This is a genomic window from Streptomyces sp. NPDC030820 (genome assembly GCF_055572075.1).
Genome location: NZ_JBVIEB010000002.1, coordinates 484,620 through 501,526, shown reverse-complemented (window position 1 = coordinate 501,526; position 16,907 = coordinate 484,620). Strand labels below are relative to the sequence as shown.

General features: G+C 71.0%; 14 protein-coding genes. 8 read left to right on the top strand and 6 right to left on the bottom strand.

Annotated elements, in window-relative coordinates:
• Positions 1-246: 246 nt before the first annotated feature.
• The 3 genes from ACZ418_RS06905 to ACZ418_RS06895 all read left to right on the top strand — a co-directional run bounded on the left by ACZ418_RS06905 (position 247) and on the right by ACZ418_RS06895 (position 4,857).
• On the top strand, positions 247-1,632 hold the full coding sequence (locus ACZ418_RS06905) for a class II fumarate hydratase (protein ID WP_468358017.1): 1,386 nt from the start codon (positions 247-249) through the stop codon (positions 1,630-1,632).
• A gap of 95 nt (positions 1,633-1,727) precedes the next feature.
• A complete protein-coding gene (gene fomD, locus ACZ418_RS06900) occupies positions 1,728-2,444 on the top strand; it encodes a cytidylyl-2-hydroxypropylphosphonate hydrolase (RefSeq protein ID WP_468358014.1) in 717 nt (238 codons plus the stop codon).
• A gap of 244 nt (positions 2,445-2,688) precedes the next feature.
• Entirely contained in the window at positions 2,689-4,857 is a 2,169-nt protein-coding gene (locus ACZ418_RS06895) for a SpoIIE family protein phosphatase (RefSeq protein ID WP_468358011.1), read from the top strand.
• 56 nt (positions 4,858-4,913) lie between these two features.
• On the opposite strand, the gene ACZ418_RS06890 is transcribed toward ACZ418_RS06895, so the two are convergent.
• Complete coding sequence (locus tag ACZ418_RS06890; RefSeq protein WP_468358008.1) at positions 4,914-7,247, bottom strand: transglycosylase domain-containing protein; 2,334 nt, start codon at positions 7,245-7,247, stop codon at positions 4,914-4,916.
• Between the two features lie 312 nt (positions 7,248-7,559).
• Here ACZ418_RS06890 and ACZ418_RS06885 point away from each other — a divergent pair, with 312 nt between their 5' ends.
• The 3 genes from ACZ418_RS06885 to ACZ418_RS06875 are packed head-to-tail and all read left to right on the top strand — an operon-like array spanning position 7,560 to position 11,109.
• Positions 7,560-8,084, top strand: coding sequence for a PadR family transcriptional regulator (locus ACZ418_RS06885; protein ID WP_468358005.1), 525 nt, complete (start codon positions 7,560-7,562; stop codon positions 8,082-8,084).
• Positions 8,081-8,770, top strand: a complete 690-nt coding sequence (locus ACZ418_RS06880; RefSeq protein ID WP_468358002.1) for an ABC transporter ATP-binding protein — start codon at positions 8,081-8,083, stop codon at positions 8,768-8,770. The genes ACZ418_RS06885 and ACZ418_RS06880 overlap by 4 nt, the downstream gene beginning before the upstream one ends.
• Positions 8,767-11,109, top strand: a complete 2,343-nt coding sequence (locus ACZ418_RS06875; RefSeq protein WP_468357999.1) for an ABC transporter permease — start codon at positions 8,767-8,769, stop codon at positions 11,107-11,109. The genes ACZ418_RS06880 and ACZ418_RS06875 overlap by 4 nt, the downstream gene beginning before the upstream one ends.
• Positions 11,110-11,172: 63 nt before the next feature.
• Here ACZ418_RS06875 and ACZ418_RS06870 read toward each other — a convergent pair whose 3' ends face one another.
• The 4 genes from ACZ418_RS06870 to ACZ418_RS06855 form a co-directional block, all read right to left on the bottom strand.
• A complete protein-coding gene (locus tag ACZ418_RS06870; protein WP_468357996.1) occupies positions 11,173-11,598 on the bottom strand; it encodes a hypothetical protein in 426 nt (141 codons plus the stop codon).
• 3 nt (positions 11,599-11,601) lie between these two features.
• On the bottom strand, positions 11,602-11,988 hold the full coding sequence (locus ACZ418_RS06865) for a roadblock/LC7 domain-containing protein (protein ID WP_351204712.1): 387 nt from the start codon (positions 11,986-11,988) through the stop codon (positions 11,602-11,604).
• A 60-nt stretch (positions 11,989-12,048) separates the two neighbouring features.
• Positions 12,049-12,915 carry a MarR family transcriptional regulator gene (locus tag ACZ418_RS06860; protein WP_468357992.1) on the bottom strand — a complete coding sequence of 289 codons (867 nt, stop codon included), beginning with the start codon at positions 12,913-12,915 and terminating at the stop codon, positions 12,049-12,051.
• Between the two features lie 174 nt (positions 12,916-13,089).
• On the bottom strand, positions 13,090-14,037 hold the full coding sequence (locus tag ACZ418_RS06855; RefSeq protein ID WP_468358910.1) for a LysR substrate-binding domain-containing protein: 948 nt from the start codon (positions 14,035-14,037) through the stop codon (positions 13,090-13,092).
• 138 nt (positions 14,038-14,175) lie between these two features.
• Here ACZ418_RS06855 and ACZ418_RS06850 point away from each other — a divergent pair, with 138 nt between their 5' ends.
• Both ACZ418_RS06850 and ACZ418_RS06845 read left to right on the top strand, forming a co-directional pair.
• Positions 14,176-14,730 carry a peroxiredoxin gene (locus ACZ418_RS06850; protein ID WP_055704786.1) on the top strand — a complete coding sequence of 185 codons (555 nt, stop codon included), beginning with the start codon at positions 14,176-14,178 and terminating at the stop codon, positions 14,728-14,730.
• Positions 14,731-14,733: 3 nt separating this feature from the next.
• The gene (locus tag ACZ418_RS06845; protein WP_468357989.1) at positions 14,734-15,267 is read left to right on the top strand and encodes an alkyl hydroperoxide reductase; all 534 of its coding nucleotides are present in this window, start codon (positions 14,734-14,736) and stop codon (positions 15,265-15,267) included.
• A 256-nt stretch (positions 15,268-15,523) separates the two neighbouring features.
• Here ACZ418_RS06845 and ACZ418_RS06840 read toward each other — a convergent pair whose 3' ends face one another.
• Entirely contained in the window at positions 15,524-16,888 is a 1,365-nt protein-coding gene (locus ACZ418_RS06840) for an AI-2E family transporter (protein WP_468357986.1), read from the bottom strand.
• Positions 16,889-16,907 lie beyond the last annotated feature (19 nt).

The following is a 16,907-nucleotide window of genomic DNA, read 5'->3' as shown; positions in this document are numbered from 1 at the left end:
CCGCTCCTCCAAGCCCGAACCCGAGCCCAGCCCAAGCCCAACGGAGGGAAAGCGGCCGGTTGCTCCCACGCCAAAGCGACCTCGAAATGCGGTGCCACCGGCTGCCGCTCCCGTCAGCCTCGCCGCTCCCGCTGCTGCCGGAGCCAGTCGCCGTACGCCGTCTCCGCGAGGTGTCTCCCTGCACCCGATACCTCACCCTGCGTAACGAGCGGGAACAACTCCAGGCGCCCGATCGCTATAACCCGCATGAGCGACTACCGCATCGAGCACGACTCCATGGGCGAGGTCCGTGTCCCCGCCACCGCGAAGTGGCGGGCCCAGACGCAGCGCGCCGTCGAGAACTTCCCCATCTCAGGCCAGCGCATCGAGCGCGCGCACATCGAAGCCCTCGCGCGCATCAAGGGCGCCGCGGCCAAGGTGAGCGCGCAGCTCGGTGTGCTCGACAAGGAGATCGCCGAGGCCATCCAGGAGGCGGCAGCCGAGGTCGCCGAGGGAAAGTGGGACGAGCACTTCCCCGTCGACGTCTTCCAGACCGGTTCCGGCACCTCGTCCAACATGAACACCAACGAGGTCATCGCCACTCTCGCGAGCGAGCGGCTGGCCCGTGACGTGCACCCGAACGACCACGTCAACGCGTCCCAGTCCTCCAACGACGTCTTCCCCTCCTCCATCCACATCGCCGCCACCGCCGCCGTCACCCACGACCTGATCCCCGCCCTCGACCACCTCGCCGCCTCCCTGACCCGCAAGTCCGAGGAGTTCGCCGACGTCGTGAAGTCCGGGCGGACCCACCTCATGGACGCCACCCCCGTGACGCTCGGTCAGGAATTCGGCGGATACGCCGCCCAGGTTCGCCACGGCGTCGAGCGGCTCCGCGCCTCCCTGCCCCGGCTCGCCGAACTCCCCCTCGGCGGCACCGCCGTCGGCACCGGCATCAACACCCCGCCGGGGTTCTCCGCCGCCGTCATCCAGGAGGTCGCCCAGGCCACCGGGCTGCCGCTGACCGAGGCCCGGGACCACTTCGAGGCGCAGGGCGCCCGGGACGGGATCGTGGAGACCAGCGGGCAGCTCAGGACCATCGCGGTCGGGCTGACGAAGATCGCCAATGATCTGCGGTGGATGGCGTCCGGGCCGCGTACCGGGCTCGCCGAGATCCGGCTGCCCGACCTCCAGCCGGGCTCGTCCATCATGCCGGGCAAGGTCAACCCGGTGATCCCCGAAGCCGTCCTCATGGTGGCCGCCCAGGTCATCGGCAACGACGCGACCATCGCCACCGCCGGCGCCGCCGGGAACTTCGAGCTGAACGTCATGCTGCCGGTCATCGCCAAGAACGTGCTCGAATCCATCCGGCTGCTCGCCAACGTTTCGCGGCTGCTGGCCGACCGGACGATCGACGGCATCACCGCCGACCGGGAGCGGACCCGGGAGTACGCGGAGTCGTCTCCGTCCGTCGTCACCCCGCTGAACAAGTACATCGGCTACGAGGAGGCCGCGAAGGTCGCCAAGAAGTCCCTCGCCGAGCGGAAGACGATCCGGGAGGTCGTGCTGGAGAGCGGGTACGTCGAGCGCGGCGACCTGACCCTGGAGCAACTCGACGAGGCACTGGACGTCCTGCGGATGACGCACCCGTAACCCCGAGCGAACACTTCCGGCCACCCACCACCGGAGCGGCCGGAACCGTGACGTGCACCGCAGCGTCGTATGCCCACGGCACCTAATATCTGTCCATGACGGACGACGGAGCGACGACACACGTGGACACGGCGGACACGGCGCACTCGGCGGGCACGGGACCCGCGACGCACTGGACCCCGGGCACCCAGATCCTGTGGCGCTACCGGGAGAACGCCGGCGCGCGCATCCACATCGCCCGGCCCGTCACCGTCGTACGCGACGACGCCGAACTGCTCGCCGTGTGGATGGCCCCCGGCACCGAGTGTGTGAAGCCGGTCCTCGCGGACGGCACGCCCGTGCATCTGGAGCCGCTTCAGTCCCGCTACACCAAGCCGCGCTCGGTGCAGCGGGACCGCTGGTTCGGCACGGGTGTGCTGAAGCTGGCCCAGCCCGGCCGGCCCTGGTCGGTGTGGCTGTTCTGGGAGCCGGGCTGGCGGTTCAAGAACTGGTACGTCAACCTGGAGCAGCCCCTGGCCCGTTGGGCGGACGGGGTGGACTCCGAGGACTACTTCCTGGACATCTCCGTGCACCCCGACCGCAGCTGGCACTGGCGCGACGAGGACGAGTTCGCGCAGGCCCAGCGGGACGGGCTGATGGACGCGCGGACCGCCGAAGGGGTCCGGGCGGCCGGGCGGGACGCGGTCGAGGTGATCGAGGCCTGGGGGGCGCCGTTCTCGGACGGCTGGCAGCACTGGCGCCCGGATCCGTCCTGGGCGGTACCTTCTCTCCCCGAGGACTGGGACCGTACGCCCGCGCACGTGTCCTCATGAGACCCTTGATGCGCCCCCGGGCAAGAAACGTAGGATCGTCCTCCGCAAGGGCGCAGAAGTGCAACTTCCGGAGCGCATGCCGGGCTTGACCGATCGTCACCGAGGGGCGGCAGCACGTGAGCGAGGGGTACCAGGGCACAGGAACTACCTCTGACCACGCGAGAATTCCGTTCCTGGGGCACGTATTGCGGGTATCGGGACTTCTGCGGGAGCAACTGCGCGCCCGACGCGCAGTGCCGTACGGATGGATGCGACACGCGTGACGGAGCAGCCCACCTCCTTCGAGCGCCCCCAGGGCGCCGACCCCGCGGAGGGCCGCGGGGCGCTCCTGCGTGCCCCGAAGCCTGCCGCGACCCCCGCCTTACCGGTGCAGTCCCGGGCCGAGGGAGCGTCCTCCGGACCGGGCACGGCCACGCCCTGTGGTCAGGGAAAGGACGGCAAGGGGATTCAGCCCCCGGTCGGCAAGGGGAAGGAGCCCCCAGTCAACGGCCCCGAGCACTCCCAGCCCGCCACCACCGAACCCGGCGCACACCGCCCGCGCCCCGCGCCGGAGGCCACCCCTGCGCGCCCCGCGCCGGAGGCCATCCCGCCGCAGCCCGGCGCCGAGCAGGAGCGGACGGCGGAGCGTGCCCCGGGCGGCCAGGAGCGTCGTACCGGGCGCGGTCTGCCGCCGGGTCGGCCGATGCCGATGCGGCGCGACGGCGACCGGCTGAGATTCGTGGGCGCGGCCACCCGGCGGATCGCGCGCGGACTGGACCTGGACGAGATCGTGATGGGCCTGTGCCGGGCGACCGTGCCGACGTTCTCGGACGCGATCCTGGTCTATCTGCGCGACCCGCTGCCGGTCGGCGACGAGCGGCCCACCGGTCCGGTGGTGCTGCGGCTGCGCCGTACCGACCGGATACCGGAGGACCGGGACACCGACGGTGTGCTGCTGCCGCCCGCCTTCGACCCCGAGCCGGAGCCGAGCGCGCTGGCCGAGCTGTCGTCGCTCACCACCGAGCTGTGCGAGGTGCGCCCCGGCGGCGCGCTGAACGAGGTGCTGCGCGGGGTGCGGCCGGTGTTCGCCGACGCGCCCGCCGCCCGGGCCGCGCTGCCCGAGCTGCTCGGCGACTGCGCCGAGACGGTCGTACCGTCCGGGCAGCACGCGATCCTCGCGCCGCTGCGCGGCCGGCGCCGGGTGATCGGCGCGGCGCTGTTCCTGCGCCGCCCGGAGCGGCTGGCGTTCGAGGCCGACGATCTGCTGGTGGCGGCCCAGCTGGCCACGCACAGCGCGCTCGGCATCGACAAGGCGGTGCTGTATGGCCGGGAGGCGTACATCGCCGACGAGTTGCAGCGCACCATGCTGCCGGAGACCCTCCCCCGGCCGACGGGGGTGCGGCTGGCGTCGCGGTATCTGCCGGCCGCGGAGACCGCGCGGGTGGGCGGTGACTGGTACGACGCGATTCCGCTGCCGGGCAGCCGGGTCGCGCTGGTCGTCGGTGATGTCATGGGGCACTCCATGACGTCGGCGGCGATCATGGGCCAGCTGCGGACGACCGCGCAGACCCTGGCCGGGCTCGATCTGCCGCCGCAGGAGGTGCTGCACCACCTGGACGAGCAGGCGCAGCGGCTGGGCACGGACCGCATGGCGACCTGCCTGTACGCCGTCTACGACCCGGTGACGCACCGCATCACCATCGCCAACGCCGGCCATCCGCCGCCCGTGCTGCTGCACCTGGGCGGCCGGGCCGAGGTGCTGCGGGTGCCGCCGGGCGCGCCGATCGGCGTCGGAGGGGTCGACTTCGAGGCCGTGGAGCTGGACGCGCCCGCCGGAGCCACGCTGCTCCTCTACACCGACGGGCTGGTGGAGTCCCGGCTGCGGGACGTGTGGACCGGCATAGAGCAGCTGCGGGAGAAGCTCGCCGCGACCGCCCAGCTGACCGGGCCGGACCATCCGCCGCCGCTGGAAGCCCTGTGCGACGAGGTACTGGACATGCTCGGCCCGGGCGACCGGGACGACGACATCGCGCTGCTCGCGGCCCGCTTCGACGGGATCGCGCCGAGCGACGTGGCGTACTGGAAGCTGGAGCCGGAGGAGACGGCCCCCGGCCAGGCCCGCCGGCTGGCCCGGCGCGCGCTCGCCCGCTGGGACCTGGAGGACCTGTCGGACTCGGTGGAGCTGCTGGTCAGCGAGGTCGTGACGAACGCCGTACGGTACGCCTCCCGGCCGGTGACGCTGCGGTTGCTGCGCACGGACGTGCTGCGCTGCGAGGTCGGCGACGACGTGCCGCAGCTGCCGCGGCTCCGGCAGGCCCGGGCCACGGACGAGGGCGGGCGCGGCCTGTACCTGGTCAACAAGCTGGCCCGGCGCTGGGGCGCGACCCGGCTGAGCACCGGCAAGGTGGTGTGGTTCGAGCTGAACCGGGGCTGAGGGCCCCGCTGTCCGTGCGAAGGGCGCCCGGCTGATGCCGGGCGCCCTTCGCACGCCTACTGTCCGCCGACGTCGAGCGGGTTCTGCGGGGTGGCGCCGTCCGAGGGTCCGGTCGGCGGCGACGACGACTGGGTCGGCGGCGGCGAGGAGGACTGGCTCGGCGGCGGCGACGACGTCGTGTGACTCGGCGACGGCGACGACGTCGTGTGACTCGGCGACGGCGACGACGTCGTATGGCTCGGCGACGGCGACGACGACTGGCTCGGCGACGGGGAGGACGACTGCGACGGCTGGACGGCCGCGCCCTGAGTGGTCTCCAGGTCGAACTTGCTGACGCCGCCCATGGCCTCGAAGGTGTACGAGGCCCAGATCTTCGCCGGATAGCCGCCACCGTTGATGCGGCCGGTGTGGCCGATGGGGTTGAGCGGGCCGGTCGCGCCCGTCAGCGGAACCTGCGCGTGGGTCTTGGAGTCCTCGCCGAACAGGCCGACCGAGGTGACCAGGCCGGGCGTGTAGCCGGTGAACCAGGCCGACTTGTTGTTGTCGGACGTACCCGTCTTGCCGGCGACCTGCTGGCCGTCGCGCGCCGAGTTGCCCGCCACCGAGTCGCGGGCCGTACCGTCGTCGACCACGCCGGTGAGTACGGAGGTGACCGTGTCGGCGGCCTCCCGGGGGATCACCTGGTCGCCGATCGGATCCGGCAGGGTGACGCTGTTGTCCTTGTGGTCGGCAGACTTGATGATCGCCGGGGTGACCTTCCGGCCGTGGTTGTCGAGGGTCGCGTAGATGCCCGCCATCTCCAGCGGGCTCGCGCCCATGGAGCCCAGCGTCTGGGCGGGGACCGGATCCATGCCCTTGGTGTCCATGCCGAGCTTGGCGGCGGTGGCCATCACCGTTTTCATGCCTACGTCGACGCCCATCTGCGCGAAGACGGAGTTGACGGACTGGTTCATGGCCTTCTGGACGGTGATGGGGCCGTAGCTGGTGTCGTCCTCGTTGGGCGGGCCGAAGCCGACCTTGCTGCCGTGGTCCACGACCTGGCGGCCGCTGGTGCCGTCGTAGATCGTGTTCGCCGTGATGGGCTGGCCGTCCTGCGTCTGGGCGCCCTCGGCCAGAGCGGCGGCCAGGATCACCGGCTTGAAGGTGGAGGCGGGCTGGTAGTCGCGGCGGGTCGCGTTGTTGGTGAAGTGCTTGAAGTAGTCCGCACCGCCGTACATGGCGAGGACCTTGCCCGTCTTCGGATCGACGGACACGGCACCGGGCTGGACGTTGGCGTCGACGGTGCGCTTCTTCGGATCCAGCTTGCTGGTCAGCTGCTCCTTGACGGACTGCTCCAGCTCGTGCTGTTTCTTCGGGTCGATGTTGAGCGTGATGGTCCAGCCGCCCTTCTTCACCAACGCCTCGGCGTCACCGAGGGAGTTGGCCCGGCCCTGGGCGATCAACTGCTTCTCCAGGGCCGCGTTGGCCGCGTCCACCAGGTAGCCGGTCTGTCCCTTCATGCCGGGGGCCGCCTTGGGCGCCTTCGGTACCGGGAACTGCAAGGACTGGCGCTTGCCCGCGTCCAGCCAGTGCTGCTTGACCATGTTGTCCAGGACGTAGTTCCAGCGGGCCACGGCCAGCTTCTTGCCGGTGTCGCTCGCGATGGCCCAGTCGTACTGGTTGGGCGCCTGGAGCAGCGCGGCGAGGTAGGCGCCCTCCTGGACCGTGAGGTTCTTGGCGTCCTTGTGGTAATAAGCCTGGGCCGCGGCCTGGATGCCGTAGGCGCCGCGGCCGTAGTAGCTGGTGTTGATGTAGCCCGCGAGGATGTAGTCCTTGGACTTCTGGCGGTCCAGCTTCAGCGAGATGACCAGTTCCTTCAGCTTGCGCGAGACGGTCTGGTTCTGGTCCAGGTAGTAGTTCTTGACGTACTGCTGGGTGATCGTGGAGCCGCCCTGGGTGCCGCGCCCCATGAGGGTGTTGAGCACACCGCGGGCGGTGCCCCTCAGGTCGACGCCGGCGTCGTGGTAGAAGGTCTTGTTCTCGGCCGCGACGAAGGTGCGCTGGACGTCCTTGGGGACTTCGGCGAGGTCGACGCTCTCCCGGTTGAGCTGGCCGGTGCGGGCGAGCATCGTGCCGTCGCTGTACTTGTAGATGTTGCTCTGCAGCTGGGCGTCGGCGTTCCCCACCGGGATGTCGACGTACATGTACAGCCCGATGAAGGCCGCGATCGCGAGCAGGCACGTCCCGAAGAACGTGCCGAGGATCTTCTTCCAGGTGAAGAGCCGGCGTATGCGGCCCTTGGGGGCCTTGGCGCCGGCCGGTGCACCCGCCGTGGGGCCGGAGCGGCGGCGCCTGGGCGCCGCGCGGTGGCCACCGCGCTGTCGCGCTCGTCTCTCTTCCGCTCGTCCCATGGGTTCCTTCGCTCCGCTTCCGTCTCGGGTTCCGCCTCGGGTCAGCTCCGAAAGCTAACACCCGTCTATATGACAAAGGGCGTCTGATCCGTTCTTTTACGGACGTGACAATCAGCACCTGCCCCAAGGGAACCGACGGATCTGGAGGTCATGGGGTTGCTTCCGGAAGCAAAAGTGTGTCGAGCGTCAGCGGCAGACCCGCTGTTTCGAAACCGTGACAATCGGCTTCCACCTGTGCCGCCCTACAGCGCGCCATCGTCTCCGCACTCCGTGTATACATGCGGCGTATACACCGTGTGTAGAGTGCGCGGCATGTCCATCGGTCACACTCTCCTGGGACTCCTGGAGTCCGGTCCGCGGCACGGCTACGACCTGAAGCGGGCCTTCGACGAGAAGTTCGGTCACGACCGGCCGCTGCACTACGGCCAGGTCTACTCCACGATGTCCCGGCTGCTGAAGCACGGTCTCGTGGAGATCGACGGGATCGAGGCGGGCGACGGCCCCGAGCGCAAGCGGTACGCCATCACGGACGCCGGCATCACGGACGTCGAGCGCTGGCTCGGCACTCCGGAGAAGCCGGAGGAGTATCTGCAGTCGACCCTGTACACCAAGGTCGTCCTCGCCCTCCTCACCCACCGCGACGCCTCCGTCATCCTCGACACCCAGCGCGCCGAGCACCTGCGCAGCATGCGGATCCTCACCGACCGCAAGCGCAAGGGCGACCTCGCGGACCAGCTGATCTGCGACCACGCGCTGTTCCACCTGGAGGCCGACCTGCGCTGGCTGGAGCTGACCGCCGCGCGCCTCGACAAGCTCCGTGCGGAGGTGGCCAAGTGACCCATCCCGCCGGCTCCCTGCTCACCGCCGAGGACCTGCGCAAGGCCTACGGCCCCACGGTCGCGCTCGACGGCGCCGAGTTCTCCATCCACCCCGGCGAGGTCGTCGCCGTCATGGGCCCCTCCGGCTCCGGCAAGTCGACCCTGCTGCACTGCCTCGCCGGCATCGTGCCGCCCGACTCCGGGTCCATCGTCTACGACGGCCGCGAACTGGCCGGCATGAGCGACGCCGAGCGCAGCGCGCTGCGCCGGTCCGAGTTCGGGTTCGTCTTCCAGTTCGGCCAGCTGGTGCCCGAGCTGACCTGTGTGGAGAACGTGGCGCTGCCGCTCAGGCTGAGCGGCACCTCCCGCAAGCAGGCCGAGAAGGCCGCGCTCGCCTGGATGGAACGCCTTGAGGTGGACGACCTCAAGGACAAGCGGCCCGGCGAGGTCTCCGGCGGCCAGGGGCAGCGCGTCGCGGTGGCGCGGGCGCTGGTCACCGGACCCCGGGTGGTGTTCGCCGACGAGCCGACCGGCGCGCTGGACTCCCTCAACGGCGAGCGCGTGATGGAGCTGCTGACCGACGCGGCCCGTACCACCAACGCGGCCGTCGTGCTCGTCACGCACGAGCCCCGGGTGGCCGCCTACTCCGACCGCGAGATCGTCGTACGCGACGGCAAGTCCCGCGACATGGAGCGGGCCATATGAACGCCCGGCAGTGGTCCAGGGATCTCGGCATGGGGGTCCGGTTCGCCTGCACCGGCGGGCGCGAGGGCTGGACCCGGATGCTGCTGACGGCGGTCGGCGTCGGTCTCGGCGTGGCGCTGCTGCTGCTGACGACCGCGATCCCGAACGCGCTGGCGGTGCGGCACGACCGCGACGCGGCCCGGCTCGACTACACCTACGGCCCGCACCGGCCGAAGGCCGCGAACACCCTGGTGATCTCCGACGCCGACACGACCTACCGCGGCGAGGACGTCCGCGGCCGGCTGGTGGAACCGGAGGGGCCGCGGGCACCGGTCGCGCCGGGCCTGGCGACGTACCCGGCGCCGGGCGACATGGTCGTCTCCCCCGCGCTGAAGAGACTGCTCGGCTCCGACGACGGCAGGCTGCTGCGTGAGCGGCTGCCGTACCGGATCGTCGGGACGATCGGCGAGCCCGGGCTCATCGGCTCGCACGAACTCGCCTACTACGCCGGTGCGAAGGACCTGGCGTCGCACATCGACGGCTGGCGGACGGCCCGCATCACCCACTTCGGGCCGCCGCACGCGTCACCGGCGGACAAGACCGACCCGGTGCTGATCCTGATGGTGCTGGTCGTGTTCGTGGTGCTGCTGATGCCGGTCGCCGTGTTCATCGCCGCCGCCGTACGGTTCGGCGGCGAACGGCGCGACCGCAGGCTGGCCGCGCTGCGGCTGGTGGGCTCCGACAGCCGGATGACCCGGCGGATCGCGGCGGGCGAGGCGCTCGCCGGATCGCTGGTCGGGCTGCTCTTCGGCACCGGCTTCTTCCTGCTCGGCCGGCAGCTCGCGGTCTCGGTCGAGATCATGGACGTCAGCGTGTTCCCCAGCTATCTCAACCCCTCCCCGGCGCTGGCCGCCCTGGTCGCGGTCGCCGTTCCGGCGGCGGCTGTCCTGGTCACGCTGTTCGCGCTGCGCGGGGTGGTCATCGAACCGCTGGGCGTGGTCCGTACGGCCAGGCCCGCGCGCCGCCGGCTGTGGTGGCGGCTGCTGCTGCCGCTGGGCGGACTGGCCTGCCTGGCCCCGATGATCGGCCAGGGCCGCAGCAACGGCACCTTCAACGAGTACCTGGTGATCGGCGGCGTCCTGCTGCTGCTCGTCGGCGTGACCGCGCTGCTGCCCTGGGTCGTCGAGGCGGTCGTGGCCCGGCTCGGCCTGGGCGGGGTGGCCTGGCAACTGGCCGTACGGCGGCTGCAGTTGAGCAGTGGTTCGGCGGCCCGCATGGTGAACGGCATCGCGGTCGCGGTGGCCGGGGCGATCGCGCTGCAGATGCTGTTCGCGGGCGTGCAGGGCGACTACACCAAGTCCACCGGCAAGGACACCGACAGCATTCAGATGCAGGTCAACCTGTCGCGGGGCGTCCCCTTCGTGCCGGTCGCCGCGAAGTTCGAGGCGACCAAGGGCGTACGCGAGGCCACCGCACTCGGCAGCACCGAACTGGGGGACCGGCCCTGGACCCCCGGTCACGGGCCGGACAACACGGTGGGCCTCACCGTCGGCACCTGTGCCTCCCTGCGCAAGGTGGCCGCACTGACCTCCTGCCACGACGGGGACGTCTTCGTCGCGAAGGGCGGGGACGAGGACTCCGAAGTGGACCAGTACGCCCGGCCGGGCCGCACGCTCCACGTCGACACGAGCGACGGCCTGGGCGGCGGACCGGACGTCGTCTGGACCGTGCCGCACGGTATGAAGCAGGTCCGCGCGATCACCGGGCCGAACGGCACCAAGGACAGCGGGGTGCTGATGACACCGGCCGCGCTGTCCGGCCCGATGAGCAGCGCCCTGAACGGAGGGGTGTACCTCAGGCTCGACGAGTCCGTGCCGGACGTGCACGAGTACGTCCGCAACACGGCGGCGCGGATCGACCCGCTCGCGGACGCGATGGTGTGGTCGGCCACCGAGCAGTCGAACAAGTTCACCTCCATCCGCACCGGAACGTTCGTCGGCGCCGCCTGTGTGCTGGCGCTGATCGGGGCGAGCCTGCTGGTGTCCCAGCTGGAGCAGTTGCGCGAGCGGCGCAAGCTGCTGTCGTCGCTGGTCGCCTTCGGCACCCGGCGGCGCACCCTGAGCATGTCGGTGCTGTGGCAGACGGCGATCCCCATCGCCCTCGGCCTGCTGCTCGCCTCGGCCGTGGGGCTGACGCTGGGCGGGGTGCTGCTGAAGATGGTGGGCGCGACGGTGAGCGTGGACTGGCCGAGCGTGCTGTCGATGACCGGTGTCGGCGCGGCGGTGGTCGTCACGGTCACGCTGCTGAGCCTGCCGCCGCTGCTGCGGCTGATGCGGCCGGAGGGGCTGCGGACGGAGTAGCGGCGCGAAGTCGGAGCGCGGTCGGCCGTGGGCCCCTCCCGCCCGGGAGCCCACGGCCGTTGCTCACAGGCTGTGCTCCCGCACCACCCTCCGGGCCTGGGCGAACAGCATGCCGACGTTCACCGACTTACGGCAGACGACGACGGCGACGACGTCCTGCTGGTCGTTCATCCGCAGGAACAGGTGGGTGAGGTTCTCGCTGTTGACGAGGATCTCCTGGAAGAAATGGCTGTCGTTGCTGACGCCGCGGCGCTCCTTGAAGACGTCCTCGATCATGACGACCGTACGTCCCTGGAACAGGTCGAGGGTCGCACCCGCCAGCAGGTCCAGCACCTCCGGCGGGTGGTTGTCGACCGTCTCGTACGACAGCAGCATCCCGGTGGCCATGTCGACCACACCGGCCGCGACACAGTCGGGCGCCTCGGCGCGCAGCGACTTGACCAGACTCATCACCTGGTCGGAGAAACCCGTCATGCGCTTCGTCGCCATCCGTCACACCCCCTCTGGCGTCTTCTCGGTGAGGATCGATCCGATGCGGTCGAGGGCCGGGTGGGTCGCCCGGTGCAGGCGGCTCACGTCCATCCCCTCGTCACCGAGGACCACCATCAGGGCGGTGTCGCCGACGGCGTAGAAGGCGACACAGCCGTGGCTGCCGTACGTCACCGTCTGACGCAGCGCTCCACGCGCCGTGGCGGCGGCGGTGCGGCGCGCCAGGCCGAGACCCGCCGCCGCGAGCGCGGCGAGCCCCTCCGGGTCGATCGACTCCGCGGTGTCGGCCGCGATCAGCATGCCGTCGGCCGCCGCCAGGGCCGTGTCGGTGATCCCGGTCACCTCCTCGCGCAGTCCGCGCATCTCCCGCGCCAGGGCTTCGTGGTCCATGTGCTCAACTCCCTTGTTTTCCTTGCTGGTTCGTCCGTTGCGGCCGTCGACGGAGCCATGTCATCCAGCGGTTCCGTGGCGCAGCCGGAAGAACCCTTTCCAGCCCGCCCCGCTCACCGGCGGGACGAGGACTTCGGTGATGCCGCTGGCGCCGGGTGCGCGGCGCGGCAGTTCGTCGGGGGCGGTCGCCTCCGGCTCCGGCGGGGACTGCTCGCGGTGCCGTACGACGGGAGCCTCGGGCGCCACCAGGAGCGGGGCCTGGGCGAGCGGACCGGGGCACTCCAGCAGTCCCTCGCTCAGCATCCGCGCGACCTCCAGGGTGACCGTGTAGACCCCGCGGCCGGTGCGGAAGGCGAGGTCGCGGGCGGTGCGGCGGCCGTCGGCGTGCGCGAGCAGCTCCCGTTGCAGCAGGGTGCGGGCCTGCTCCGGCGAGGCCATGGGCAGGGGTCGTTCCCGGTCGGGGCGCACGGGGTACGGCAGCGCGTCCACGGCGGCCACCTTGCGCACCGCGTCCTCCAGCAGCCGGGCGGGCGGCTCGCCGGCGGCGGCCGGGGCGTGCGGCTCGGTGCCGGTGACCCGTTCGCAGGCGTCCACCCGCCCGGCGACGAGCGCGAAGGCCGCGTCCCGCAGCGCCAGCAGGCACACCACCTGGAGCTGGGCGGCCCCCGCGTAGCCGTGCGCGATCAGCCCGGCGGCCGGCCAGCGCGCCCCCGACTCGCGCACCAGTTCCGCCCACTGCTCGCCGTCGATGCGTTCGGAGCGCAGGAGCAGCGCCTCGGCGCCGGGGGCGCCGGGGCTCTCGGCCGCCACGACGAGTCCGTCCCGCAGATGGAAGGCTCCGCCGGGGCTGCCCGGCACCCGCAGCTCGCCCGTGAATCCGTCACGCCCGCACGCGGTCAGCGCGTGCGCGAGCCCGCCGTGATCCATCGCTCCCCTTGGCATTTCGTACAGACGCCTGACGTGTCGCACCGAGGGGGTATGTGTATCAGTCGATCGGTATATTTCGGCCGAGGGTTTCCGACCTGATCCCGACTGACGGAAGTTGGAGTTTCGAGCCGATCACATCGCTTTGTTCGACACTCATTTGATCGATTGGCAGGCTCAGGCGTCCTGTTCGAGCACCCGCACCGGCAGCGCCCGCAGCGCCCCGCGCAGGGCCGCCGCCAGCTCCTCGTACTCGGCGGACCGGGCCGCGCCCGCGCGCATGGCGAAGGCGACCCGGCGGCTCGGTGCCGGCTCGGCGAAGTACCCGGTGAGGAGCTGGCTGCTGCGGGTGGTCTCCAGCTTCAGCGCGGTACGCGGCAGCAAGGTGCACCCGAGCCCCCCGGCGACCAGCTGGACCAGCGTGGACAGCCCGGCGGCGGTCGTGGTCACCGGGGCGTCCGCACGGCCCGCCTCCCGGCAGATGTCGAGGGCCTGGTCGCGCAGGCAGTGCCCCTCGTCCAGGAGCAGCAGGTTCAGCTCCTTCAACGCCTCGCGCGGAATGCCCTCACGGCCGCCGAGCCAGTGGTCCAGCGGGGTGACCAGCACGAAGTCCTCGTCGAACAGCGGGAGTTCGACGACTCCGGGCACGCCGAGCGGCACCGCCAGCAACAGCAGGTCGAGACGGCCGGAGTTGAGTCCGTCGATCAGGTTGGCGGTCTGCTCCTCGTGCACCTGGAGGTCGAGGTGCGGATAGCGCTCATGGACCAGCCGCAGCACGGTCGGCAGCAGGTACGGCGCGACCGTGGGGATCACCCCGAGACGCAGCACGCCCGTGAAGGGCGCCCGGACCGCCTCGGCCTCCTCCAGCAGCGCCCCGACCGCGTCCAGCACCGCCTTCGCGCGTACGGCCAGCCGCTCGCCGGCGGGCGAGAGCAGCACCTTGCGCGTCGTACGCTCGAGGAGGGTCACCCCGAGGGTCTCCTCCAGTGCCGAGACCGCGCCCGACAGGGCGGGCTGGCTCATCCCGATGGCGGCCGCCGCGTCCCGGAAGTGCAGATGCTCGGCGACGGCGGCGAAGGCGCGCAGCTGTGCGAGGCTCGGCTGCCTCCGCTTGCCGTTACTCATGGTCACTGATAACTACCTCCGATCAACATGACCGAGTGTAGCTATTTCACTAATCAATGCACCCTGTGCCAACATCGACAAAGTCCAACCCATGGGAAACACCCTCAAAAGGGGTGTTCCTCGCTGCAAGGAGAGCGTGTGCTCACTGTCGGTGACAAGTTCCCCGAGTTCGAACTGACCGCCTGCGTCTCGCTGGAGAAGGGCAAGGAGTTCGAGCAGATCCACCACAAGTCCTACGAGGGCAAGTGGTTGGTGGTATTTGCGTGGCCCAAGGATTTCACCTTCGTGTGCCCGACCGAGATCGCCGCGTTCGGGAAGCTGAACGACGAGTTCGCCGACCGCGACGCCCAGATCCTCGGCTTCTCCGGTGACTCCGAGTTCGTCCACCACGCCTGGCGCAAGGACCACCCGGACCTGACCGACCTGCCGTTCCCGATGATGGCCGACTCCAAGCACGAGCTGATGCGCGACCTGGGCATCGAGGGCGAGGACGGCTTCGCGCAGCGCGCCGTCTTCATCGTCGACCCGAACCGCGAGATCCAGTTCACCATGGTCACCGCCGGTTCCGTGGGCCGTAACCCCAAGGAGGTCCTGCGGGTCCTGGACGCCCTGCAGACCGACGAGCTGTGCCCGTGCAACTGGACCAAGGGTGAGGACACCCTGGACCCGGTCGCGCTGCTGGCCGGTGAGTGACCCATGTCGCTCGACTCGCTGAAGTCCCGCGTCCCGGACTACGCCAAGGACCTGAAGCTCAACCTGGGCTCCGTCATCGGCAACTCCGACCTGCCGGCGCAGCAGCTGTGGGGCACGGTGCTGGCGACCGCCATCGCCTCCCGTTCCCCGATCGTGCTGCGTGAGCTGGAGCCGGAGGCGAAGGCGAACCTGTCGCCTCAGGCGTACACGGCCGCCAAGTCGGCCGCCGCGATCATGGCGATGAACAACGTCTTCTACCGGACGCGCCATCTGCTGTCGGACCACGAGTACGGCACCCTGCGCGCGGGTCTGCGGATGAACGTCATCGGCAACCCGGGCGTGGAGAAGGTCGACTTCGAGCTGTGGTCGTTCGCGGTGTCCGCGATCAACGGCTGCGGCATGTGCCTGGACTCGCACGAGCAGGTGCTGCGCAAGGCGGGCGTGGAGCGCGAGGTCATCCAGGAGGCGTTCAAGATCGCCTCCGTGGTTCAGGCCGTGGGCGTCACCCTCGACGCAGAGGCCGTACTGGCCGAGTAGGCCGACGCGGCACATCACGGCGGCCCCTTGCCCACCGGGTGGGCAAGGGGCCGCCGTCCGTGGCCGGCGGCGCCCGGAGCCACCTCTCGCGGACCGCCCATCGCAACGGCCAGGAGTGCGCGAGGACCGACACCCTCTGCTTCTCCTGGTGGGGCCTGACGGCCGTCCCCCTCGTCGTCACCGTCTCCGCGCGCTGCTGCTCGCCGCCATGGTCGTGCTCCACGGCTGAGCAAGCGGCGAGCCGGATGGTCGCGCCTCAGGCCCCTGCCTTCTCCTCCACGGTGGCCTGGGCCGGCGTCTCGGCGGCCTCGTCCACCGGCGCCGCGGCGGCCTTCTGCTGCTGCAGCTCCTCCGAGTACTGCCGCAGATACCCCACCACCGTGTTCGTCACCGCCACCAGCGGTACGGCCACCACCGCGCCGCCGATGCCGGCCACCATGCCGCCGGCGGCGACCGTGAGGACGACGGCCAGCGGGTGGACGCGGACCGCGCGGCCCAGGATGAACGGCTGCAGGACGTGGCCCTCGATCTGCTGGACGGCGAGGACGACCGCCAGGGTCATGACGGCCGTGAAGACGCCCTGGGTGACCAGCGCCACGATCACCGCGAGCGCGCCGGAGGCGACCGCGCCGACGAGCGGGATGAACGAGAACAGGAAGATGAAGACGGCCAGCGGGACGGCCATCGGCACGTCCAGGAAGTAGATGCCGATGCCGATGAAGATCGCGTCGATCAGGGCGACCAGCACCGTGCCGCGGACGTACGCCGTCAGGGTGCGCCAGGCGCGCGGGCCGGCGCCGGCCACGCCCGGGCGGGCCGCGGCGGGCACCAGCTTCAGGAACCACTCCCAGATGCGCTTGCCGTCGTAGAGCAGGAACAGTGTCGAGAAGAACACCAGCAGGATGCTGGTGAGGGTCTCGATGATGACCTGAACGCCCTCCAGGCCCGCGGACGTTATCTGGTCGGCGTTGGCGCCGATCGCCTCGCGGAGGTTCTTGGCGATCTGGTTGATCTGCTTGTCGGTGACGTGGAAGGGGCTCTTCAGCAGCCAGTCGCGCAGGTCGTCGATGCCGGACTGGATCTGGTTGGAGAGCGTGTCGATGTTCTCCATGACCTGCCAGGTCACGAACCAGCCCATCAGCCCTATGACCACGAACCCGCTGATCGCGGTGAGCGCGGTGGCCGGGCCGCGCGGCACTCCGCGGCGGGTGAGCCGGGCGACCGTCGGCTGCAGCAGCGCGGTGACGAGCAGGGCGATGACGAAGGCGAACACCACCAGCTGGACCGCGCTGATGACCCGCATCAGGACCCAGACGGTGCCGGCGAGGACCAGCATGCGCCAGCCGGCCTCGGCCGCGACCCGCACGCCCCAGGGCACGGCCTCGGCGGGGTCGGGGCGGTGGCCGGCCGGGGGTACGTGCCGGCGGGCGGGCGGTACGACGGGCTCGGCGACGGGGTCCGGTGCGGCGGCGGGCTGCGGCGGGGGCAGCGGGGTGTCCGGGGGCTCTGGGGGCTCTGGGGCGTGCTCGCGCTCCACCTCCGCACGGCGCTCGTCCAGGCGCTCGCTCATCTCGGTGAGTCCGGCACCGAGCCTGCCGAGCCACCCTGGCACTCGCGACATGATCCGTCCTCTTCCCCCG